This window comes from Arthrobacter jinronghuae (genome assembly GCF_025244825.1).
Lineage (GTDB): Bacteria > Actinomycetota > Actinomycetes > Actinomycetales > Micrococcaceae > Arthrobacter_B > Arthrobacter_B jinronghuae.
In genome coordinates this window covers 836,047-856,856 of the sequence record NZ_CP104263.1, presented here as the reverse complement: position 1 = coordinate 856,856, position 20,810 = coordinate 836,047, and the positions used below count along the sequence as shown (strand labels likewise).

General features: G+C 65.6%; 20 protein-coding genes. 7 read left to right on the top strand and 13 right to left on the bottom strand.

The genetic code is table 11. From position 1 onward, the window contains the following. Positions 1–529: 529 nt before the first annotated feature. The 5 genes from N2K98_RS03935 to N2K98_RS03915 form a co-directional block, all read right to left on the bottom strand. On the bottom strand, positions 530–733 hold the full coding sequence (locus N2K98_RS03935) for a cold-shock protein (protein ID WP_146362594.1): 204 nt from the start codon (positions 731–733) through the stop codon (positions 530–532). 202 nt (positions 734–935) lie between these two features. Beyond that, entirely contained in the window at positions 936–1,703 is a 768-nt protein-coding gene (locus N2K98_RS03930; RefSeq protein WP_255866105.1) for a VWA domain-containing protein, read from the bottom strand. 71 nt (positions 1,704–1,774) lie between these two features. Beyond that, on the bottom strand, positions 1,775–2,320 hold the full coding sequence (locus tag N2K98_RS03925; protein ID WP_255798440.1) for a DUF421 domain-containing protein: 546 nt from the start codon (positions 2,318–2,320) through the stop codon (positions 1,775–1,777). Between the two features lie 99 nt (positions 2,321–2,419). Next, positions 2,420–2,890 (bottom strand): acyl-CoA thioesterase, encoded by a 471-nt coding sequence (locus tag N2K98_RS03920; RefSeq protein ID WP_255866104.1) that lies wholly within the window; start codon positions 2,888–2,890, stop codon positions 2,420–2,422. A 48-nt stretch (positions 2,891–2,938) separates the two neighbouring features. Further along, positions 2,939–3,928: an LLM class flavin-dependent oxidoreductase gene (locus tag N2K98_RS03915; RefSeq protein WP_255866103.1), complete on the bottom strand. Its 990-nt coding sequence runs from the start codon at positions 3,926–3,928 to the stop codon at positions 2,939–2,941. Positions 3,929–4,126: 198 nt separating this feature from the next. On the opposite strand from N2K98_RS03915, the gene N2K98_RS03910 reads away from it, so the two are divergent. Then, the gene (locus N2K98_RS03910; protein WP_255866102.1) at positions 4,127–4,861 is read left to right on the top strand and encodes a DUF72 domain-containing protein; all 735 of its coding nucleotides are present in this window, start codon (positions 4,127–4,129) and stop codon (positions 4,859–4,861) included. Here the strand turns inward: N2K98_RS03910 and N2K98_RS03905 are convergent. After that, positions 4,858–5,820 (bottom strand): L-lactate dehydrogenase, encoded by a 963-nt coding sequence (locus tag N2K98_RS03905; RefSeq protein WP_255798436.1) that lies wholly within the window; start codon positions 5,818–5,820, stop codon positions 4,858–4,860. The two genes, N2K98_RS03910 and N2K98_RS03905, sit on opposite strands and share 4 nt — an antisense overlap. Positions 5,821–5,930: 110 nt before the next feature. Then, positions 5,931–7,688, bottom strand: a complete 1,758-nt coding sequence (locus N2K98_RS03900) for a gamma-glutamyltransferase family protein (RefSeq protein WP_257794602.1) — start codon at positions 7,686–7,688, stop codon at positions 5,931–5,933. A 180-nt stretch (positions 7,689–7,868) separates the two neighbouring features. On the opposite strand from N2K98_RS03900, the gene N2K98_RS03895 reads away from it, so the two are divergent. The 3 genes from N2K98_RS03895 to N2K98_RS03885 all read left to right on the top strand — a co-directional run bounded on the left by N2K98_RS03895 (position 7,869) and on the right by N2K98_RS03885 (position 11,395). Next, positions 7,869–8,576, top strand: coding sequence for a YoaK family protein (locus N2K98_RS03895; protein WP_255798434.1), 708 nt, complete (start codon positions 7,869–7,871; stop codon positions 8,574–8,576). Between the two features lie 165 nt (positions 8,577–8,741). Beyond that, entirely contained in the window at positions 8,742–10,481 is a 1,740-nt protein-coding gene (locus N2K98_RS03890) for an L-lactate permease (RefSeq protein WP_255866100.1), read from the top strand. Between the two features lie 53 nt (positions 10,482–10,534). Further along, positions 10,535–11,395: a methylenetetrahydrofolate reductase gene (locus N2K98_RS03885; protein ID WP_255866099.1), complete on the top strand. Its 861-nt coding sequence runs from the start codon at positions 10,535–10,537 to the stop codon at positions 11,393–11,395. A gap of 2 nt (positions 11,396–11,397) precedes the next feature. Here N2K98_RS03885 and N2K98_RS03880 read toward each other — a convergent pair whose 3' ends face one another. Further along, positions 11,398–12,381: an ABC transporter substrate-binding protein gene (locus N2K98_RS03880; RefSeq protein WP_255866098.1), complete on the bottom strand. Its 984-nt coding sequence runs from the start codon at positions 12,379–12,381 to the stop codon at positions 11,398–11,400. Positions 12,382–12,686: 305 nt separating this feature from the next. Between N2K98_RS03880 and ligM the strand changes: the two genes are divergently transcribed. Together ligM and N2K98_RS03870 are read left to right on the top strand one after the other, a co-directional pair. Beyond that, the gene (gene ligM / locus N2K98_RS03875; RefSeq protein WP_255866097.1) at positions 12,687–14,093 is read left to right on the top strand and encodes a vanillate/3-O-methylgallate O-demethylase; all 1,407 of its coding nucleotides are present in this window, start codon (positions 12,687–12,689) and stop codon (positions 14,091–14,093) included. Positions 14,094–14,296: 203 nt separating this feature from the next. Further along, on the top strand, positions 14,297–15,406 hold the full coding sequence (locus N2K98_RS03870) for an alpha/beta hydrolase (RefSeq protein WP_255866095.1): 1,110 nt from the start codon (positions 14,297–14,299) through the stop codon (positions 15,404–15,406). Positions 15,407–15,418: 12 nt separating this feature from the next. Here N2K98_RS03870 and N2K98_RS03865 read toward each other — a convergent pair whose 3' ends face one another. The 3 genes from N2K98_RS03865 to N2K98_RS03855 are packed head-to-tail and all read right to left on the bottom strand — an operon-like array spanning position 15,419 to position 18,356. Continuing rightward, positions 15,419–16,039 carry a LutC/YkgG family protein gene (locus tag N2K98_RS03865; RefSeq protein ID WP_255798428.1) on the bottom strand — a complete coding sequence of 207 codons (621 nt, stop codon included), beginning with the start codon at positions 16,037–16,039 and terminating at the stop codon, positions 15,419–15,421. Further along, the gene (locus tag N2K98_RS03860; protein ID WP_255866094.1) at positions 16,036–17,535 is read right to left on the bottom strand and encodes a LutB/LldF family L-lactate oxidation iron-sulfur protein; all 1,500 of its coding nucleotides are present in this window, start codon (positions 17,533–17,535) and stop codon (positions 16,036–16,038) included. Before N2K98_RS03860 ends, N2K98_RS03865 begins: the two co-directional genes overlap by 4 nt. Next, positions 17,532–18,356, bottom strand: a complete 825-nt coding sequence (locus N2K98_RS03855; RefSeq protein ID WP_255866093.1) for a (Fe-S)-binding protein — start codon at positions 18,354–18,356, stop codon at positions 17,532–17,534. Before N2K98_RS03855 ends, N2K98_RS03860 begins: the two co-directional genes overlap by 4 nt. 142 nt (positions 18,357–18,498) lie before the next feature. Between N2K98_RS03855 and N2K98_RS03850 the strand changes: the two genes are divergently transcribed. Then, a complete protein-coding gene (locus N2K98_RS03850; RefSeq protein ID WP_255798425.1) occupies positions 18,499–18,861 on the top strand; it encodes a hypothetical protein in 363 nt (120 codons plus the stop codon). Positions 18,862–18,866: 5 nt separating this feature from the next. Here the strand turns inward: N2K98_RS03850 and N2K98_RS03845 are convergent, their stop codons facing one another. Beyond that, positions 18,867–20,246 (bottom strand): MFS transporter, encoded by a 1,380-nt coding sequence (locus N2K98_RS03845; RefSeq protein ID WP_255866091.1) that lies wholly within the window; start codon positions 20,244–20,246, stop codon positions 18,867–18,869. Between the two features lie 94 nt (positions 20,247–20,340). Beyond that, positions 20,341–20,730 (bottom strand): VOC family protein, encoded by a 390-nt coding sequence (locus N2K98_RS03840; protein WP_255866090.1) that lies wholly within the window; start codon positions 20,728–20,730, stop codon positions 20,341–20,343. Positions 20,731–20,810 lie beyond the last annotated feature (80 nt).

The following is a 20,810-nucleotide window of genomic DNA, read 5'->3' as shown; positions in this document are numbered from 1 at the left end:
TCCCACGGTGCTGGATCCCTGCGCTTTGTCCGGATCCCTGCAGTTTGTGGCAATCCCTGCGCTGCGCAGTGCAGGGATCCGGACAAACTGCAGGGAAACGCTGCCGCCGGATTAGCAGACATCGGAAGACCACAGGCACGGCACCGGGCCCCTGCACGGGAGCTGCGACCCCGCTCCTTTGAACCCCAGCCTGGCCCGGAGCCTTTCCCCTGCGCTTTGTCCGGATCCCTGCAGTTTGTGGCAATCCCTGCGCTGCGCGGCGCGGGGATTGCTACAAAGTGCAGGATTTTACCCAAAGCGCAGGGAAACACCCCAGGCTTAGCGAGACCGGCGAGGACTCGAGGGACGGAGGGCACCATAGCCGGGCCTTAGTGGCGAGGAAGGCACCGGTCTTGTGGAACGGCCCGTCATAGACCGGTGCCCGAGCACGGCGTAGAAGATCCGGGTTAAACACAAGAGCAGGACGGGAGATCCCGTCCTGCTCTATGTAGTATCGCCGCTAAGCGGCCGTTACAAAGTCTCTAAGAAATTAGAGGGCCTGGATGTTCGAGGCCTGCGGGCCCTTGGGGCCCTGCTCGGTGTCGAAGCTAACCTTCTGGTTCTCGTCCAGCGACTTGTAGCCGTTGGAGTTGATCGCGGAGTAGTGAGCGAAGACGTCGGCGCTGCCGTCGTCGGGCTCAATGAAGCCGAAGCCCTTTTCGGAGTTGAACCATTTCACGGTACCTGTAGCCATTTTTTTAATTCCTTCTGCATTCGAAACACATCCCGACTTTCGGGCGGTTTCAGTCGCGGTGTTCCTTTACCGCTTCTACAGAAAAAGCAGCTAGACCAATTGGGTTTCGCCACTTGAAATACAAAATGCGCAACACAACAACTGCGTTTCAGCCTACACGAGGTTTGCCCGGACGCCTAATCCACTCCCCCGCACCCTCCGGTTACCTGATCAGGCCCTTGGTGCGGGCCTCCGCGATCCAGGCTGGATACTCGTCGAGCATGGCGTCGAACAGGGCCACGTCGGAAAGCTGGTCGGTGTCCCCCACCGCCTTGTAGTCGGCGTTGTCCATGAACCGTTCGTCGAGGTCATCGAGTTTCTGCAGGAAAGCCATCTCCTCCCGGCCGATGGACAGGAACTTCCAGAAGATCGGCGTAGTACTGACCTCAGTCAGCGCCTTGACGGCCGCCGGCTTGCTGTCGGGGGCACCGTCCGTCAGGAAGAGGGCGTAGACGGGCTGGTCGGCGGGCACCGTGCCCGCAGCCGGCTCCACCTTCTTCGGGCCGCCGAACAGCCCCTTCCGCGTAGGCGTCTTCGAAGCCGGCGGAAACCCGAAGTGGTCACGGACGGCAAGGAAGGCCGCTGCGTAGTTGGTGGTACCCATCCGCCGCTTACCGATCAGGCGGGAGACACCGTCACTGAAATCGTCGAGGCTGATTTCACCCAGGTGGGCCGCACCGCTGTCGAAGACGAAGAAGTCGATGGCGCCGTCGTCGTCGAACTGGGTGGCCAGGGCCAGGACCTTCTCGGCCAGCCGCTGCATGGCTCCGGACTTGTACTGCGAGTGCATGGAGCCGGAAAAGTCCAGGACAAGCGCGACTTTGGCGGTCTGCCCGTTCAGGCCGGACATGTCCACGGCAGCTGAGGCGTTCTTCGCGAGGCTGAGGAGGGAAGGAGCCTTCTCGGCAACCTTGTCGAGTGAAAGGGGCATCGTGGTCCTTTAGGTGAGTGTGGCGCCCGTCTCAGGGCAGGTACGCAGAAGCCTACCCGGCCACGGAACACCTACTCCGGGAGCAACAGGTCACGCGGAATCCGGGATTGGTTAGGAACCCGGCTCAGCAGCAGCGGATCAATGCGCTCGCCCCGGCGAAGGATGCTGACCTCGCCTGTGGGCTCCAGAATCGCCACAGCCACTTCGGTCAGGTTCCGGATGCCGGACTGCCTCAGCTTGAAGAACAGCTCCTCTTCCAGGATGTGCGCCTTACGCAGTCCCTCCTGCACCACCTCGCTTCCGGCCATCAGGAGGATCGGCCGGCTGGTGAGGTAGGCTCCGTGCCGGCTCCGGCGAAGGTAGCCCTCCACCCGCAGCATCCCGAACATCGTGGCCAATCCGATGACGCCGGCCGCAAGAGTCGGCGTGTAGCCGAGGACCACCCGGCCAAGCACAGCGCCCAGGGCAATAACGATGGCGCGGTCCAGCGTGGACCAGCTAGCCAGTGCGCGCTGCCCAAAGCCGCGGACCAGCAGGGAGAAGGCTGCGTAAATGCCGAGGGCACTCAGCACAACCCAAAGAGCTTCGGACGGGGTGATGCCGAGGTTGTGCCACACGGCGCATCTCCTTGGTTACCGGGCTGGACCTGCCGGGACTACGGAAGATGTTAATAGCGGACGCGTGCCGATCACAGGGGTCGAGGGGCGGCGGGGAGCTCAGGCGAAGACGGAAGCCCCTGTATGCGCTGCTGCCATTTCCCGCTGGGCCGGCGTCAGGCGCTGCAGCATCCCGGTGGCTCCGTCGACAAAGGCCAGTGTGGTTTCCGCGCGGACGCAGGCCTGCCCGGTCACCGGGTCATGGATCACGTAGGAGAGTGTGAGGCTGGCGCCCTTGACCGCGCTGATCCAGACGTCGACGTCGGCCGGGACGTTCCGGTAGGTCAGTTCCGCCACGTACCGGACGCGGTGTTCCACGACAAGGGACTGGGTGCCGGGCGGTACATCGCTGAACAGCGGCACCCCAGGCTGCTGCCCCGGCCCTCCCGTTCCGCCGGGAGGGCCGAAGGCATGCACCCGTGCTTCCTCGAGCATCCGGACGATCTCAACGTTGTTGATATGCCCGTAAGCATCCATGTCCCCCCAGCGCATGCCGACGGAACAGTGGATAACGTGCGGGTTAGAACTCATCCTTTATATCTAGCACAGCAGCCGCAGGCGGCTGCTGATTAGGCATGGTTAGGCCCGGACCGGCAGTGCGGCGTCTGCCAGCAGCTGGAAGGACCGGAGCCGGGATTCCAGCGTGGCGGTCTGCGTGGCAACGATCAGTTCGTCGGCCTGCGCATGTCCGGTGAACCAGTCGAGGTAGTCCCGGACTTCCTCGGGGTTGCCGACGGCCGAGTAGCGGCCCATCTGCTTGACCTGCTGTCCGCCCGGCGACTGCAGGATGGCATCCGCCTCTTCATCAGTGAAGGTACGGTCCCGGCCGAAGAGCTGGGTCACCCGGCGGCGCTGTGAATCGGCAAACATCTGCTGGGCCTCTTCGGTGGTCTCGGCGGCCACAACGTTCACGCCGGCAATCACGTACGGCTCGGCCAGCTGGGCCGAGGGCTTGAAGTCACGGCGGTAGATGGTTACTGCGTCCTGCAGTGCCTGCGGGGCGAAGTGCGAGGCAAACGAGTAGGGCAGGCCAAGGGCGGCGGCCAGCTTGGCGCCGAAGAGGGAGGAGCCCAGGATGTACAGCGGCACGTTGGTGCCGGCCCCCGGCGTCGCGTTGATGCCCGGGATCAGCGTATTGCCGCTCAGGTAACCCTGCAGTTCCTGGACGTCCTGGGGGAAGCTGTCCGAGGACATGTGGTCCCGGCGGAGCGCGTGCAGCGTCTTCTGGTCCGTGCCGGGAGCCCGGCCGAGGCCGAGATCAATCCGGCCCGGGAAAAGCGTTTCCAAAGTGCCGAACTGCTCCGCAATGGTCAGCGGCGCGTGGTTGGGCAGCATGACTCCGCCGGCTCCGAGCCGGATGTTCTGGGTGTGCGCGGCAATGTAGCCGATCAGCACGCTGGTGGCGGAGGAAGCGATGGTAGGCATGTTGTGGTGCTCTGCGTACCAGATGCGGGTGTAACCCAGCTTCTCCGCTTCCTGGGCCAACGCCAGCGAAGACGCAAACGAATCACGTGCGGTCTCGCCCTCATCGATGATGGCGAGATCGAGAATAGAGAGCGGAACAGTCATAGGGGGACTTGCCTTTCAGTTGCTTGCGCGCGGGGCCTTTTTGGCCGGGCACGTAGGATGCAACCGCGGCGGCGGCCGGGTTATTTCATCTGCGGGCACTCCTGCGGCGACGGCTCCGTCACTCCGGTCCGCGCTGCCGGGCCGGGCAGCGGGCGCAATGTCGGCAGGCGGGTCCCGGAAGCGGCTAGTTTGGATGGTGTGAGCATCCATATCGGAACATCGGGCTGGGCCTACAACCACTGGCGCAACGTGCTGTACCCCAAGGGCGTGCCCGCCCGGGTGTGGCTGGAAAAGTATGCAAGTGAATTCGACACCGTTGAGCTGAACGGCAGCTTTTACCGCTGGCCTCGCGAGGAGGCGTTCGCTGCCTACCGGGACCGGCTGCCGGAAGGGTACGTCTTTTCCGTCAAGGCGCCCCGCGGACTGACCCACGCCCGGAAGCTGCGGGATCCGGATGAATGGATAGGCCGGATAGAGCGTTGCTTCGCCGAGCTCGGCGACCGCAGCGGAGTGTTCCTGCTCCAGCTCTCCCCGGACATGGCGCGGGACGACGACCGTCTGGATTACGTCCTCTCGAAGCTGCCCGGGACTATCCGTGTGGCGGTGGAGTTCCGGCACGACAGCTGGAACGACGAAGAGGTCTTCCGGCTGTTGGAGCGCCACGGCGCTGCCTACACCGTCATGAGCGGCGCGCATTTGCCGTGCATCCTGCGCGCCACCGCCCCGTTTGTGTACGTCCGGTTGCACGGACCGAACCCTGAGCAGCTCTACGTCGATTCCTACTCCGAGGAAGACCTGCAGTGGTGGGCGGCCCGGATGCGCGAATGGGATGCCATGGGCAAGGACGTGTACGCATACTTCAACAACGACGGCGAAGGGCACGCAGTCCGCAACGCCTGGCGGCTGCGCGAACTGACCGGGCAGGCCCGCTAGATCCCCAGTGACGTCAGGGTGCCCTGCAGGGTCTCGGCCGAAGCCATGAGCTTCCCGGTCTCGGCCTCGTCCAGCGGCATTTCGAGCATCTTGTAGACCCCGTTGTGGCCAACGATGGACGGGAGGGACAGTGCAACACCGCTGATTCCGTACTCGCCGTTCAGCGTGGCCGCAACGGGCAGGACGGCGTTTTCGGCATTCAGCACCGCCTCGATGATCCGCACTCCGGCCAGTCCAATCGCGTAGTTCGTTGCTCCCTTGCCCTCGATCACCTTGTAGGCGGCGTTGACGACGTCGTCCGTGGCGGCGGCAAGGAACTCATCGGTGAAAACCTGCCGGCCGCTGATTTCCCATTCCCGGATGGGCACGGGGCCGATGGTGGCGTTGGACCAGACAGGGAACTCGCTGTCGCCGTGTTCACCGATGATGGTGGCGTGCACGCTGGTCATCAGTACGTGCGCTTCGCGGGCCAGCAGCAGCCGCAGCCGCGAGGTGTCCAGGACCGTTCCGGAGGAGAACATCCGGTTGCGCGGCAGGCCGGCGATTTTCTGTGCGGCAACGGCGAGGACGTCGGCCGGGTTGGTCACCATGATGTAGACGGCGTCCGGCGCCTGTTCCATCAGCTGCGGCATCAGCTTCTCCAGGATCCGCACATTTGCGCCGGCCAGGTCCAGCCGGCTCTGGCCCGGCTGCTGGCGTGCTCCGGCGGTGATGGCTATGACGTCGGCCCCGGCCAGGTCCTCGATATTGCCTCCGCCGGTGACCGTGTTGGCGCCGGTGAACTGGGTGCCGTGGGCCAGGTCCAGACCCTCGGCCTCGGCCCGGACGGCGTCGATGTCGTAGATCGCAATCTGGCGGGCCGTATCCCGGATGATCGCCGCGTAGGCCATTGAAGTGCCGACACTTCCGGCTCCCACAATTCCAAGTTTTGTGACGGGTCGGGTGGTGATATTGGCCATCTTGAAGCCTCGCTCACAGTAGGAAGGAACCCCTCTTGAACTATAGGCTCGGGGCTCACCCAACGGAACGGGCGAAACTCCCCTCCCCCTGAGGAAGGGGTAAGCCGGCCTCACCGCCCGGCCGCATACCCCTGCGCTCCCCGCGGATTTGCCGCCGCCTGCAGGAGGCCCGAATCCGGCTCCCGGACCACCGAGGACAACCGTCCCAATGCCCAGTCCCCCGCCCGGGTCACCACATGCCCCCGGGATTCCAGCTCGGCAATCACGTCCTCCCCCAGGCGGTCTTCCACTACCGCACCGCCCGGTGTCCAGGTGCGCGGCCAGAAAGAACCGGGAATGGACGTGGTGTGCAGGGCGGGAGCGTCAATCGCCTGCTGCGGGGTGTAGCCGCCCACGATGGTGCGCAGCAGGTACAGCAGCTGCCATTGGTCCTGCTGGTCCCCGCCGGGCGAGCCCAGGGCAACCACCGGCCTGCCGTCCTTGAGCACCAGTGTGGGGGTCAGCGTGGTGCGCGGCCGCTTCCCCGGGGCCAGGGTGGACGGTGCGCCCTCTTCAAGCCAGGTCATCTGCAGCCGGGACCCCAGGCAGAACCCCAGTTCCGGGATGGTCGGCGAGGACTGCAGCCAGCCTCCCGACGGGGTGGCGGAGACCATGTTGCCCCACCGGTCCACGACGTCGATGTGGCAGGTGTCCCCGCGGGTCTCGCCGGTGGGCAGCACGGTGGGCTCGCCGACGCCGGCGAAGCCACCCGCACCGCTGGCTCCGGCCAAGGCCGGCGGCAGGTACTCCGTGCGCAGCGGCGGCACGAAGGGCGTGTGTCCCGGCACCGTTCCGGGGCGGAATTCAGCCGAGGCCGTGTCGGTGATCAGGGCGCGGCGGCCGGCCGCGTAGTCCTCGCTGAGCAGGTAGTCCAGGGGCACCTGCGCGTCACCGTAGTATGCCTCGCGGTCCGCGATGGCCAGCTTCTGGGCTTCCAGGATGGTGTGTGCGCCCAGCGCCGTGGACGGGTCCAGCCGGTCGTCGTCGAAGCCGGCGAGGATGGCCAGGGTCTGCAGCAGCGCCGGCCCCTGCCCCCAGGCTCCGGTCTTGGCGATGGTGTAACCCCGGAAGTCGAACGTGACAGCAGGTTCAAACCCCGCTTCGAACGCCGCGAAGTCCGCCGCGGTGATGACGCCGGCGTGGTCGGTTCCCGAGGAGTGGCGGTGCGGTGCAGCCGCGAAATCCGCCGCTGTCTGAGCCACGAAACCCTCGCGCCATTCACGCCGGGCGGCGTCGATACGTTCTTCCCGGCTTCCGGCGCCGGAGCCGGCGTCGACCAGCCGGTCCAGCACACTGGCGTAGGCCTCGTTGCGGATGATCTCGCCCTCGCGCGGAACGCGCCCCTGGGGCATCCACTGGGCCGCCGAGGTGGGCCAGTGGTCGGAGAACAGCTCCGCCACCGATTCGATGGTGGCTCCGACCCGGGCCAGGACGGGATGACCGTTGCGGGCGTAGTCCACGGCGAACGCCAGGACGTCTGTGAGTTCCCAGCTGCCGTGCTCCCGCAGCAGCAACAGCCACGCGTCGACGGCGGCAGGAACGGCTGCGGCGAGGGCACCGGCGCCGGGCACCAGTTCCAGGCCTTCGGCGAGGTAGTGCTCCCGGGTGGCTGCGGCGGGCGCCGGGCCCTGGCCCATCAGCACCACGGGTTCTTCAGGGTTCTCCGCCGTCGCGAAAACACCGGTCATGTCCCCGCCCGGACCGTTCAGATGCGGTTCCACAACGTGCAGGACAAAGCCGCCGGCAACCGCTGCGTCGAAGGCGTTCCCGCCTCGCTCCAGGACGGCTTGGGCTGACGCCGTGGCCAACCAGTGCGTAGACGCACTCATGCCGAAGGTGCCCTGCAGGGTGGGCCGGGTGGTGAAGGAAGCCGGGGCGGTATAGGTCACGGGGCAGCTTTCGGCAGACGACAGAGTTAGGGGAATCCTTGCATCCCGCGATTTTGAATACAATCGGACCTTCCGCCACGCGTTCGTATACGGACGGCTGCCTAAGGAGACATTCCGCCAGTGAAACGACTCAACGCCGTACCGACCGAACGGGTGCATCTATGGCTGATGCTGGCCCTGACTTTCTCCACCGGGGTAGTGGACGCTGTCGGTTATCTGGGCCTCGACCGGGTCTTCACCGGAAATATGACGGGCAACGTGGTGCTGCTGGGCATGGCCTTTGCCGGTGGTGCCGACCTGCCGATCCTGCGTCCGATCCTGGCGCTTCTCTTCTTTATGCTGGGCGCCGCCCTTGCCGGCCGAATGCTGCGCAAGGGCCCGGAGGGCTGGTCCGGGCGGACCACGCTGTCACTGATGGTGGTGGCGGGTGTCATTTCCGCATTGGCCGTCCTCACGGCGGTGGTGGATGTACAGAGCAATTCCCACTTAGGCAGCATCACGACGTCGGCCCTCGCCATATCGATGGGCATCCAGGCCGCGACCGCCAAGCGGTTGAAGGTCGCTGAGATTACAACAGTGGTAGTGACCTCAACCATTACGGGGCTTGCCTCGGACTCGCGTCTGGCCGGCGGGGACAGCAAGCACTGGGTCCGCCGGGCCCTCGCGATTTCCCTGATTATGCTTGGAGCCGTAGCCGGCGCGGCTGCCCTGAAGGTCGGGCTCTGGCTCGGATTGACTATCTCGGCCGTCATCTCGATTGCCGTGGCCGTGACCGGTTACGTCCGCCACCACCGCGAGCGCAGCGCTGCCGGCTCCGTATCTTCCTGACGGGTAACTGGCCTGCCAAGGCCGGCCGGGGGTTACCAACAGGGAACGCCGCCGTACGCTTGAATGAACGCTTGTTCCAGTGCTTCCACGGTTCAGCCGGAGTTGCGGCCTCATCGGGAAGCTCCATCCGTTGAAGTCGGTTCCGCAGCCGGCGCGGAGGTCTTTATGGACAGCTTCACTCCCAGCACCAACCCCGTCCTCGGCAGCGTGGCCTTGTCCGCGCTCGTAGCGCTGCTGCCGTTGCTCACCTTTTTCTTCCTGCTGGCCTTCGCCAAAACCCGGGCATACGTGGCCGGGGCCTGGGCGCTCCTCGTAGCCCTCGCCGTCGGCATCTTCGGTTTCGGCATGCCGGTAGGTCTTGCCCTGCTCTCAGCCACGCAGGGCGCCGCCTTCGGGTTGTTCCCGGTGGTCTGGATCATTGTGATGGCCGTGTGGCTGTACCAGGTGACGGTACTCAGCGGCCGGTTCGAGGACCTGCGAAGGGTCTTTGATGCAATCGGCGGCGGGGACCTGAGGGTGCAGGCCATCCTGGTGGCCTTCTGCTTCGGCGGCCTGCTGGAGGCGCTGGCCGGATTCGGCGCCCCGGTCGCCATTACGGTGACCATGCTGCTGGCCCTGGGCATCGCCCCGATCCGCGCGGCAACCGCGGTGCTGGTAGCCAACACCGCCCCGGTGGCGTTCGGCGCCCTGGCCATCCCCATTACCACCGCTGCCAATCTCACCGGCTACACGGGAGATGAAATCGGTGCCGTGGTGGGCCGGCAGACACCGGTGCTGGCCCTGTTTGTACCGCTGATCCTGCTGTTCATCCTGGACGGACGCCGAGGCCTGCGGGACTGCTGGCCCATAGCCCTGTTCACCGGCGTCGTTTTCTCCATTTTCCAGTTCCTGTGCTCAAACTATTTCTCCTATGAACTCACCGACATTGTGGCCTCCCTCGTGGCGTTGCTGGCCGCCGTGGGGTTCCTGCGCTTCTGGCATCCGCGCAACGGCGGCGAGGCCGGCCAGCGGATGAAAGCGGAACTGGCCGAAGCGCGGGCGGACGGCTGGACGCCGGCGGGCACCGGCGCGGCGTCGGACGTCCAGACTGCGGCGGATGACACCGCTGCTGACCGTCTGACCCCGGGACGCGCGTGGATGGCGTTGTTCCCCTATGTGGCGGTCATTGTCATTTTCGGTTTTGTGAACCTGTGGACGCTCGGCATCGACGTGCCCGAAGCACTGGCGAAGACCAACATCGAGATCCCCTGGCCTGTGCTGCACGAAGCCCTGCTGGACAGCAACGGCCAGACCCAGTCCTCCACCGTCTACAACTTCGACTGGCTGATCAGCCCCGGTACCTTGCTGCTGATCACCGGGCTGATTGTTGCCCTGGTCTACTCCCGCTTCAATGAAAACGGCCGGTATCCGTTGAGCATGGGAGCGGCGGTGCGGGAAATATGGACGACGGCGGTGCGGATGCGTTCCGCAGCGCTGACCATCCTTGGGGTGCTGGCCCTGGCATACGTGATGAACTTTTCCGGGCAGACGGTATCGATCGGGACGTGGCTCGCGGCGACCGGCGGCTTCTTTGCCTTCCTCTCCCCCGTGCTCGGCTGGATCGGCACGGCGGTGACCGGTTCGGATACCTCCGCGAACGCGCTCTTTGCCAAGCTCCAGCAGACAGCCGGAATTGAGGCCGGCCTGGATCCGCAGCTGATGGTTGCCGCCAACACCGGCGGCGGTGTCATGGGCAAGCTCATCAGCCCGCAGAACCTTGCCATCGGGGCTGCCGCGGTGAACATGAGCGGCCAGGAATCGGTGCTGCTGCGCAAGGTGGTCGGCTGGAGCGTGCTGCTGCTGCTCGCCCTGTGCATTCTGGTGTACCTGCAGTCCACCCCGGTCCTTGATTGGATGCTGCCGTAAGCCACGGAGCGGAACCGTGGACACCGGTTTCCGCGGTCGCTAGGGTAACGCGCATGACTCCGGACCCCGTTGAAACGCCTTCCGCCCCCGCCCGGCTACTCACTGGTTTCTCGCTCGAGATGACCGGCAAGGACATCGGTGCGCTCCAGGAGGCGCAGCCTTCCATCCCCCCGGGGACACGGGTCAACGTCACGTTCCTGGGGAATGAGGACCTGCCGATGCGCGTCGCCGCTGCTGCGGCCGTCCGCGCCGGCGGATTCGTTCCCGTTCCGCATATTTCCGCGCGGCGGCTGGAATCCCGAGAAGACCTCGGCAAGTTCCTGGTGGCGCTCGAGGAAGCCGACGCAACGCGTGAGCTTTTTGTGGTCGGCGGAGACCCGGTATCCCCGCTGGGCCCCTTCCCGGACGCGCTGTCCGTAATCCGGAGCGGACTGCTTCCCGGGCACGGGGTCCGGGCCGTGAGCATCAGCGGCTATCCCGAGGGACATCCGGACATTGATACCGGCACCCTCTGGACGGCCTTGGAAGACAAGATCCAGGCGCTGGACCAGAGCGGTCTGGAGGCTTCGATCACGACGCAGTTCGGCTTCGACGTGGCGCCTGTCCTTATCTGGCTTGAGGAACTCCGCAGCCGCGGCGTGAGTGCACCCGTCCGGATCGGCGTCCCCGGCCCCGCCGGGGTGAAGCGCCTCCTCGGTTACGCCCGCCGGTTCGGCGTTGCCTCCTCGGCAGGAATCGCCCATAAGTATGGGTTTTCCCTGTCCAATCTGCTGGGCACAGCAGGTCCGGGCCGGTTCATCCAGGACCTGGCCCAGGCTCTTTCACCCACAACCCACGGCGATGTCCGGCTGCATTTCTACACCTTCGGCGGGATCAAGACCACGGCGGATTGGGTACACGCGTACCGCAGCTGAACTCACCCGGACCGTGGCAGGAGCTCTTCCAGATCAGGCTCTTCCTCGATCAGGCCGCGGTCGAGCGAGATGCGCATAACCTCCTCCAGCGAATCCTGGTTGATCTCGCCGTAGTATCTGGGCAGGGTCAGCTCCTCGATGACGTCTGGTTCCAGCGAGGTGTAGCTCGGCAGGACCGCGCGTACCTCGTCAGGGTTCTGATCGGCATATTCAAGCGACGCCGTCATCGCACGGACAAATTTCTCCGTAGTCTCCGGGTTCTCCTGCGCGTACCGGTCCGAAGTGAAATAAACGGCCACGGTGAGGTCCTTGATGGGCTCCGCGTAGTTCGAGAACACCGGAACGGCGCCCTGCGCCTCGGTGATGGTCACAAAGGGTTCCACTGCGGCAATGGCGTCCACGTTGCCGCCGTCGAGCTGGGCCGGCATATCGGGAAACTGCATCTCGACAAATTCGATGCTCTCGTAGTCGCCGCCGGCCTGCTTCACCGCTTCGGAAATGGTGGAGTCTGAAATGTTGTTGAGCGTATTCACGCCCACCCTCTTGCCGGCCAGGTCCTCGATCTCCTCGATTCCGCTGCCGGGAAGCGTCATCACCGACGCGAAGTCCGCATCGACGTCGCCGGTGGTACTGGCGCCCGGGGCCACCATTCGGATGGGCAGGCCCTTGGACTTGCCCACAATCATGGAGGTTACGTTGGAGAAGCCGAACGCCATCTGGCCGGATGTGACTGCCGGGACAATTGCCGCCCCGCCCTGTGCAAGCGTCAGGGTCAGTTCCAAGCCTTCGTCCTCGAAGAAGCCCTGCTCCACCCCCAGGTAAATGGGAGCCACATCCACAATGGGAATCACCCCCACCTCTATGGGCACCAGGTCCGCACTGGCTTCGGTTTCGGTTTCGTTTTCGGACGACGGCGAACCGCCGCCGCATCCCGTAACGCCCATTAAGGCCGCCGCCAGGACCACAGCAACACCGGTTTTCCTCATCGTGCCCTCCAGTTTTCATTAGCCGGAGGCAAGCCAGGTCCCGGCCGCCCTGTCGGTAGCTGCACCCTAGCCGCGTTTAGCCTCCCCGGCCAGCGAGGTATCCGGCGGCCCGGGGAACCCCTTCGCCCGGGGGCTCCGCTAACCGGCTCTCGACAGCACTCGAAGATGGCCCTAGGGTCGGGGTCAATCCGTGCTGCTTCTCCGCGGGCGGGCCAGGGACAGCAAACGGAATCCCCTGGTCCGCCGCGAAAGATGCGGATTCCGGAGATAAGCGTTTCCCTATCCCAGCGAAGAAGAGGTTCAACGTGGCACCTAAGAATCTGCAGGACGTCCTCGACTCGAGCTCAAATGTTGTGGATCAACTCCGCAACTCCCAGATCGGGGCGTACATCTATCCCGTGGTGGCACCGGAGTTCAGCAACTGGCGCAGCGAACAGCGGGCCTGGCGCGAGACGGCGGTGCTGTTTGACCAGTCCCACCACATGGACAACTTGTTCATCAAGGGTCCTGACGCCCTGAAGCTGATCTCTGACACAGCGGTCAACAGTGTTGCGAATTTCCCGGTCAACAAGGCGAAACAGTACGTTCCCACCGGCCCGTCAGGCCACGTGATCGGTGACGGCATCCTCTTCCACGAGGACGAGGACGAATACATCTACGTGGGACGGGCACCCGCGGCCAACTGGCTGCTCTTCAACGCCGAAACCGGCGGCTATGATCTCGACGTCCAGATCGACCGGCGCTCCCCCTCACGGCCGATGGGCCGTCCGGTATCCCGCCGCTACTGGCGGTTCCAGATCCAGGGCCCGAACGCCTGGCAGATTATCGAGAAGCTAAACGGCTCCTCGGTGGAGCAGCTGAAATTCTTCAAGATGGACCACATGTCGATTGCCGGCGAACGGGTCCGGACGCTTCGCCACGGGATGGCCGGAGCTCCGGGGCTGGAGATCTGGGGCGACTACGGGTCCTATGAGAAAGTGCGGGACACCATCCTGGACGTCGGCGCGGAGTACGGAATGGCCGCCGTCGGCGCCCGCGCCTATCCGTCCAATACGCTCGAGTCCGGCTGGATCCCTTCTCCGCTGCCGGCCATTTACACGGGTGAGGAGCTGCGTCCGTATCGGGAGTGGCTGGGAGCGGACAGCTACGAAGCTTCCAACGCCATTGCAGGCAGCTTTGTCAGCCCGAACATCGAGGATTACTACCTGACCCCGTGGGAACTGGGCTACGGGTCCTTCGTGAAGTTCGACCACGACTTCATTGGCCGGGAGGCCCTGGAACAGATGGACCCGTCGGCACAGCGTCGCAAAGTGACGCTGGATTGGAACGCGGAAGACCTGGGGAAGATCCTGGCCTCGCCCTTGGGCACGGAGGAACCCTACAAGCACTTTGACCTTCCCCTGGCCAACTACGGATCCTCCAACTACGACTCCGTCATCGATGCGGACGGGAACGTCGTTGGCCTCTCCATGTTCACCGGGTATTCGGCGAACGAGCGCCGCGGCCTCTCGCTGGCAACGGTCGATCCGGCGGTGCCCCTGGGCGCCGAACTCCGGGTGGTGTGGGGCGAGCCCGACGGCGGCAGCGCCAAAACAACGGTGGAACCGCACCGGCAGCTTGATGTGCGTGCAACCGTGAGCCCGGTGCCGTTCTCCGAAACGGTCCGCAAGGAGTACAAGGGCGGCTGGCGGACGGGTAACAGCCCGGCCTGACCGGTGCCGCACCGGACGCTGCAGGTGCCGGGGACCTTCCCGCTGCAGCGTCCGGGCGCGCTGTCCGGCATCCGGATAGTGCGTCCCAGCAGTGCCGTCCACCACCACCTGCCATGAGATTCCTCGCAGCTGCCCGCCCGGAGCCGCTCAACGGCGCGGGACCGGCCGAAAGAGGCCTGTTTCCGGGGATTTAGCTTAAGGGAATGAAGCTCTCCTCGCTTACTTCGGCGGGGATCCTGGCCGGCGCTGCCGCCGTTGCCGGGATCAGCGCCGCTGCCGTACTGCAGCGGGATCCCCGGCCGGCTACGCTGCTCATTCGCGGCGTGTTCGCCGGTGCAGGCAGGGTTCCGGTGAAAAAGGTCCTTCCCCATATTCCCCGGTTTACGGTCACCCGACACCGGGATGTGCGTTATCTGGGGTCCGCCGGCAAACCCTCCCTTGACCTGTTCCTTCCTGACGATCCGGCCCGGAAACCGCTCCCGGTGGTGATGTGGATCCACGGCGGGGCATGGATTTCCGGCACCAAGGAAGATGTGGCGCCGTACCTCAGGATCCTCGCCGGATACGGGTACGCCGTGCTGGGGGTCGGGTACTCGATCTCGCCCGAAGCTGTCTATCCGACCGCCGTGAAAGAGCTGAACGCCGCGTTGGGCTTCATCCGCGAGCGCGCGGACCGTTACGGGCTGGACCCCGACCGGATTGTGCTGGCCGGCGATTCCGCCGGCGCGCAATTGGCCGCACAGCTGGCCCTGGTCATCACCAATCCGGAGTACGCCCGGGATACAGGCGTTATTCCTGCGGCGGGCCCCGAACAGCTGTGCGGAATCGTGCTCAACTGCGGCGTCTTCGATCTGGAATCCGTGGCCCGCATGGCCGGGCCGGTGGGCTGGGGGCTTCGGAAAGCCCTGTGGGCCTACACCGGGTCCAGGAACTGGGCGGCCACACCTGCCGCAGACCACATGTGCATCCCGAAACACGTGGACTACCGTTTCCCGCCCACCTACATTTCCGGTGGAAACGGTGACAACTTGACCCGGGAGCAGTCGATACCCCTGGCAGACCGGCTCCAGGACCTTGGGGTACCCGTCCGCCGCAGGTTCTGGCCCAAGGATTACAAACCGAAGCTGGGACACGAGTATCAGTTCCAGCTGCACCGCCCGGAGGCGATGGAATCGCTGCAGTCGACGGTTGCCTTCCTGGCGGATGTGACAGGCGTATCCGCCCTGCCCGGGCAGCCGCCGCAGAAGGTTATCTCCCTGGGCAAGGATCTCTCTGAGGACCTTTCCCGCACGGAGGGGCTGCTCGCCGCCTAGCCGGGCTGCAGGTCAGGACCGGATGATCACGACGTCCAGCCTCCGCGGACCGTGCACGCCTTCCACGCGCTGCAGCTCAATATCGCTGGTGGCGCTCGGGCCGCTGATCCAGGTCAACGGATGCGTGACATCCAGCCGCCGCACCGCCTCCGGCAGCACCCCGTAAATGTCGCCGGCCCGGACCAGGCAGACGTGGTGGTCCGGGATCAGCGAACAGGCCCGCCGGCCCTGCCCCGGGCTGCCGTCCAGGATGATGGTTCCGGTTTCGGCCACCGCCGCCGCGCAGCCGGTGACCACCGCGTCAATGCCGTCCAGCTCCTCCACGCTCAGCGGCTCCTCCGGTGAATCCACCACGCGTCCCGGGGCCAGCGCCGTCCAGCGTTCATCGAGTCCTGCGGGAACCACGTAGGAAGTCTCCCCTTTCAGCAGTTCGGCCACCTTGGCGGGCACGGACGCCTCATCCACCACGCTGACGCCGGCCTTGTAATCCAGCAGCCTGTCTCGAAGCAGTTCGATGAGTTCTTCCTCGTTCATGCCGGAGCTGTGCCGGTACTTCCGTGGAATTTCCGGTGCTTCCGGGGCATCGTGGAGGGCGGACCGAAGCCGGTCCAGGATTTCCGTACGGGCGCTCATGCTTGTTCTTTCGACGCAGTGTCTTCGTGCTCTTTTGCCCACCAGTCCCGGAAGGACTGCGCAGGCGGAGCCGGAAGGTCGCGGCTCCGGGTCCACCCGGCGGCGATGCCGGGAAGCTTCTTGATTTTCCGATCCGGTCCGGCCGCCAGCTTTCCCAACGGCAGGGCCTTCTCCACCAGGGCCATCCGCCGCCCCGAGCCCATCATCCAGGACGCTGCCTTCATGGCCACATCCATCTGCCCCGGCACCTTCTTCGTCCCGCGGCGGCTCTGGACATCCTCGGAGCGCAGGTGCACGAGGATTTCCGGGATGTTGATCTTCACCGGACACGCGTCGTAACAGGCTCCGCAGAGTGAGGAGGCGTACGGCAGGGACGCGTTCTCTTCGGAAGTGATACCGGTCAGCAGCGGCGAAAGGATCGCACCGATGGGGCCGGGATAGGTGGAGCCGTAGGCGTGCCCGCCGGTGCGCTCGTACACCGGGCAGACATTCATGCAGGCGCTGCAGCGGATGCAGTGCAGGGCCGAACGCCCTCGCTCGTCCGCGAGCGCCGCGCTGCGCCCGTTGTCCAGCAGCACCAGATGCACGTTCTGCGGCCCGTCGCCTTCGGTGACTCCGGTCCAGAGCGAGGTGTAGGGGTTCATGCGCTCCCCCGTGGAGGAACGGGGCAGCAGCTGCATAAACACCTCCAGGTCCGTCCACGAGGGCAGCAGCTTCTCCACCCCCATCACGGTGATCAGGGTTTCCGGGAGGGTCAGGCACATCCGGCCGTTGCCTTCTGATTCGACGACGGCGAGCGTGCCCGTATCGGCCAGGGCAAAGTTTGCGCCGGAGATGGCCACCTTCGCGGAAAGGAACTTGCGGCGCAGGTGCAGCCGCGCCGCTTCGGCCAGCCGTGCCGGGGTGTCGGTGAGGTTCGGATCAACGTCCGGCATCTCCCGCAGGAAGATGTCCCGGATCTGGCTGCGGTTCTTGTGAATGGCCGGCACCAGGATGTGGCTGGGCTTGTCATGGTCCAGCTGGACAATCAGCTCCGCCAGATCGGTTTCGAACGCGGAAATGCCGTGCTCTTCAAGGTATTCGTTGAGTCCTATTTCCTGGGTGGCCATGGATTTGACCTTGACCACCTCGTCCGCGCCGGCGTCGCGGATCAGGTCCCGCACTATTTCGTTGGCTTCCGCTGCGTCCCGCGCCCAGTGGATGACGCCGCCGCGTGCGGTGAAGTTTTCCTCGAACTGCTCGAGCAGTTCGGGCAGCCGCGCCATAACAGCGGCCTTGGTGGCGCTGCCGGCTTCGCGCAGTTCCTCCCAGTCCGGCAGTTCGGCCACTACGCGCAGCCTCTTATCGCGGATGGTGTGCGTGGCGTGGCCGAGGTTGGCACGCAGCTGCTCGTTGTCCAGTTCCCTCCGCGCTGCGACCGGAAAGGGTTCAGCGGTGTGCAGATTGCCGCTGCCGTAAACCGGAACGGCCGGCATGCCCAGATAGGTGGAACTCATTGGCGTCCCTTTCCCGCGAGGCGAGCGGCGCTCCGGCTCCCGCCGCGCACGGCACCCGGCGGCGGTGCCGGGTGTTCGCGCGTGCTGGCGAGGATCTCCGCGAAGTGCAGGGTCGATATGCCGCTGCCTTCCCGGGAGAGGCCCCCGCCAATGTGCATCAGGCAGGAGGCGTCACCGCCGCTGCACAGCTGGGCGCCGGTGGCGGCGATGTTCGCGTTTTTGTCTGCCAGCATGGCCGAGGAGACGTCCGCGTTCTTGAGCGAGAATGTTCCGCCGAAGCCGCAGCACTGGTCCGCTTCGGGCAGCGGTTCCAGTTCCAGGCCTTCCACTGTGCGGAGCAGGTTCGCCTGCCGGTCCCCCAGCCGCAGCAGCCGCATGCCGTGGCAGCTGGGGTGGTAGGTGATCCGATGCGGATACCAGGAGCCCAGCTGGGCCGCGGCGTCCGTCACCCCCAGGACATCGGTCAGCAGGGCGGAGAGTTCGTAGGTCCGTGCGCCGACGGCGGTAGCCCGGGTTTCGAGGTCTGAATCGCCCACGGACCGGGCCAGCATTGCATGCTGGTGTTTCACCGAGGCGACGCAGGAGCCCGACGGCGCCACGGCGACGTCGTACTCCTCTGCCTCAAACGCCTCTATGTGGTTGCGGACTACGGGCACCGCTTCCGTGAAATACCCGGAGTTGAGGTGCATCTGCCCGCAGCAGGCCTGGCCGGCCGGGAACACGACGTCGTGCCCCAGCCGTTCCAGGATGGAGACCGTGGCGCGGGCCGTGGAGGGATACATCGCGTCCACAATGCAGGTGGCGAACAAAGCAATCTTCATGGCTGCCTTTCAGCGGAAGTGCGGCGCTGCACCTCCTCGGGTGGAACCATCTTTCAATATAACTCCGCCGATTGATATGCCTGCTGCAGGTGAAGTTCGTGATCGACCCTCGGGCAGTCGCCGCTGCGCTATTCTCTGTTGCATGACGAACATGGGGAATGCCAAAACAATCAGTCTCGAAATAACCTCCAAGCGGGCGCGCGGCCGGGGCGAGCTGCTGATCTCCGCGCCCGTGGCTGCCTTGCCGCCCGCCGTCGAGCGGGCAGCCTACCGGCTCCCGACGATGACGCTCACCGGGGTGTGGCAGGAACGGGCCGAGCTCTCGGTCGGAATGACCTGGAAGTCCTTCGGATCCAGCATTGTGCTCACCTTTGAACCGGTCGACGCCGGCACAACGCGCGTGGTGGCCACGAGCACGCCGGCGGTTCCCACCACGTTGACGGACTGGGGTCAGGGCAAAGCGGACCTGGCCGCGGTCCTGAACGCCCTAGCCGCCGAACTTTAGGCACTCTAGGCCTGCGCGGGCCGCCGCGGTGCCAGCAGCCCCGAAAGGGCAAGCGCTGCGGCGGCCAGGCCGGCGGCGCTGGCAAAGGCTCCGATGAACGCACCCAGCGGCGCCACCGGCAGCATCAGGGCAAAAGCCACTGTGCCCAGGGCCAGCCACAGCGACTGCACGAGGTTGTCGTTGACCTGAAGGGAAGAACTGTTGGTGCCTTCCTCCCCCTCGGCGGAAAAGTCCAGCATCAGGACGGACAGGGTAGGGAATGCCATCCCGATGCCGGCGCCCGCAACTGCCCAGCCCAGCACGGGCAGCAGGATACTCATCTGCGGGTCCACGCTCCACGCCGTCGCACCGATGCCTACGGCCATGAGGAGCGCCCCCAAACGGACCCTCGCCACCTTGTTCGCCAGGACCGCCAGGTTGGCCGCGGCCAGCGATCCGGCAAACCAGGTCACTGCCGAGACGGTCAGCAGCAGTCCGGCCTGCGTCGGTGTGAACCCCCGGTGCACGGACAGTGCCAAGGGCAGATAGGCCTCCGCTCCGGCAAAGGCCGCTCCGATAAATCCGCGCAGCAGAATGGTTGCCGGCAAACCGCGGCCCAGGGTCCAGGTCCGCCGCGGCAGCAGCCGCGGGCCGGCCAGCAGCACCAGTGCGGCACAGGCTGCGGCCGGCAGCAGCGCCCATCCCGTGGCATCGCCTCCGGTCAGCCCGATGCCGAGCACTCCCCCGGCCGCCAGGACTGCCCATGCGGTGCGCACATAATTCGGACGCCAGGCTTTGCTCCCCGGCAGCTTCCGGAGCACCGGGGCAAGGCCCGCGTAGGCGGCCACGGCAAGCAGCGGCGCCGCTCCGAAAACCGACCGCCAGCCCAGCAGGTCATTCAGCCAGCCGGCAAGGGCCGGTCCCACCAGCGCGGGAAACACCCAGCCGCTGCTGAGCACTGTGAAGGCCTTGGCCCGCATGGACTGCGGGTAGGCACGGGCAATGACGACGTACATTGCCACTCCCGCCAGCCCTGCGCCCAGTCCCTGCAGCGACCGGCCCAGGACCAGCATCACCATGGACGGTGCCAGGGCTGCGGCGACAATGCCCACGGAGAACAGCACGACGCCGGTCCGCAGCGCCGGGGCCGGTCCCCGCGCGTCGGTCCAGCCGCCTGCCAGTGCAATGGTGACGACGGCGGTGGCCATCGGTGCACCGAAGGCCAGGCCGTAGAGGGACAGCCCGTCCAGCTCCCGCGCGACCACCGGCATCACCGTGCCCACGGCGAGGGCTTCGAAGGCGAACAGGAAGGCAAGGGTGAAAAGCCCTACCGTGGTCGGGAGGTAACGGCGGGACCAGAAACCGGCGCGCTCGGGCCCGGTATTGACCTTGTCTTCGGCCTGCAAAGTGATGCTCCTTGAGGATGTTGGCTCCGGATGTGCTGCTCGAAGTCAACAGGCTCAAGTGCGGTTGAGGTCAAGCACGCCAGGTTGTCCTCCGCTACAGATCCGACGGCAGGGTGGGCGGAATGGCCGGCAGCTCCTGCAGTGACCACTGGTTGCCGTCCGGATCACTGAAATAAACGAACGTCCCCCACTCCAGCGGAGTGATCTCGCTGGCGGCCACGCCGTGGTCCACCAGGTGCTGCCTGGCGTCGGCGGCACTGGGGACCACCACCTGGATCCGCTGCGTGCCGGGAACCATATCGGTGGTGCCCGGGCCGATCACCACCGAGCAGGCAGAACCGGGCGGGGTCAGCTGCACAAAGCGCAGGGTCTCGTCGATGCGTTCGTCAAAGTCATCATTGAAACCCACCTGGTCTACGTAAAACCGCTTGGAGGCGTCGACGTCGGACACCGGCACGGGAACGAGCTCGATTTTCCAGTCCATGGCCCTGACCATAAGACCGCAGACGACGGCGTGGAACAGTACTGCGGACAGCTTCAGTCCCCGTTCGGCAGATAAGCCTG

Coding starts and splice junctions, on each gene's coding strand:
- N2K98_RS03915 (WP_255866103.1), bottom strand. CDS start 3,928: ATGACTGTTCCGCTCTCTATTCTCGATCTCGCCATCATCGATGAGGGC.
- N2K98_RS03905 (WP_255798436.1), bottom strand. CDS start 5,820: ATGGCCAATATCACCACCCGACCCGTCACAAAACTTGGAATTGTGGGA.
- N2K98_RS03880 (WP_255866098.1), bottom strand. CDS start 12,381: ATGAGGAAAACCGGTGTTGCTGTGGTCCTGGCGGCGGCCTTAATGGGC.
- N2K98_RS03865 (WP_255798428.1), bottom strand. CDS start 16,039: ATGAGCGCCCGTACGGAAATCCTGGACCGGCTTCGGTCCGCCCTCCAC.
- N2K98_RS03935 (WP_146362594.1), bottom strand. CDS start 733: ATGGCTACAGGTACCGTGAAATGGTTCAACTCCGAAAAGGGCTTCGGC.
- N2K98_RS03850 (WP_255798425.1), top strand. CDS start 18,499: ATGACGAACATGGGGAATGCCAAAACAATCAGTCTCGAAATAACCTCC.
- N2K98_RS03900 (WP_257794602.1), bottom strand. CDS start 7,688: ATGAGTGCGTCTACGCACTGGTTGGCCACGGCGTCAGCCCAAGCCGTC.
- N2K98_RS03890 (WP_255866100.1), top strand. CDS start 8,742: ATGGACAGCTTCACTCCCAGCACCAACCCCGTCCTCGGCAGCGTGGCC.
- N2K98_RS03860 (WP_255866094.1), bottom strand. CDS start 17,535: ATGAGTTCCACCTATCTGGGCATGCCGGCCGTTCCGGTTTACGGCAGC.
- N2K98_RS03885 (WP_255866099.1), top strand. CDS start 10,535: ATGACTCCGGACCCCGTTGAAACGCCTTCCGCCCCCGCCCGGCTACTC.
- N2K98_RS03920 (WP_255866104.1), bottom strand. CDS start 2,890: ATGAGTTCTAACCCGCACGTTATCCACTGTTCCGTCGGCATGCGCTGG.
- N2K98_RS03930 (WP_255866105.1), bottom strand. CDS start 1,703: ATGCCCCTTTCACTCGACAAGGTTGCCGAGAAGGCTCCTTCCCTCCTC.
- N2K98_RS03840 (WP_255866090.1), bottom strand. CDS start 20,730: ATGGACTGGAAAATCGAGCTCGTTCCCGTGCCGGTGTCCGACGTCGAC.
- N2K98_RS03855 (WP_255866093.1), bottom strand. CDS start 18,356: ATGAAGATTGCTTTGTTCGCCACCTGCATTGTGGACGCGATGTATCCC.
- N2K98_RS03870 (WP_255866095.1), top strand. CDS start 14,297: ATGAAGCTCTCCTCGCTTACTTCGGCGGGGATCCTGGCCGGCGCTGCC.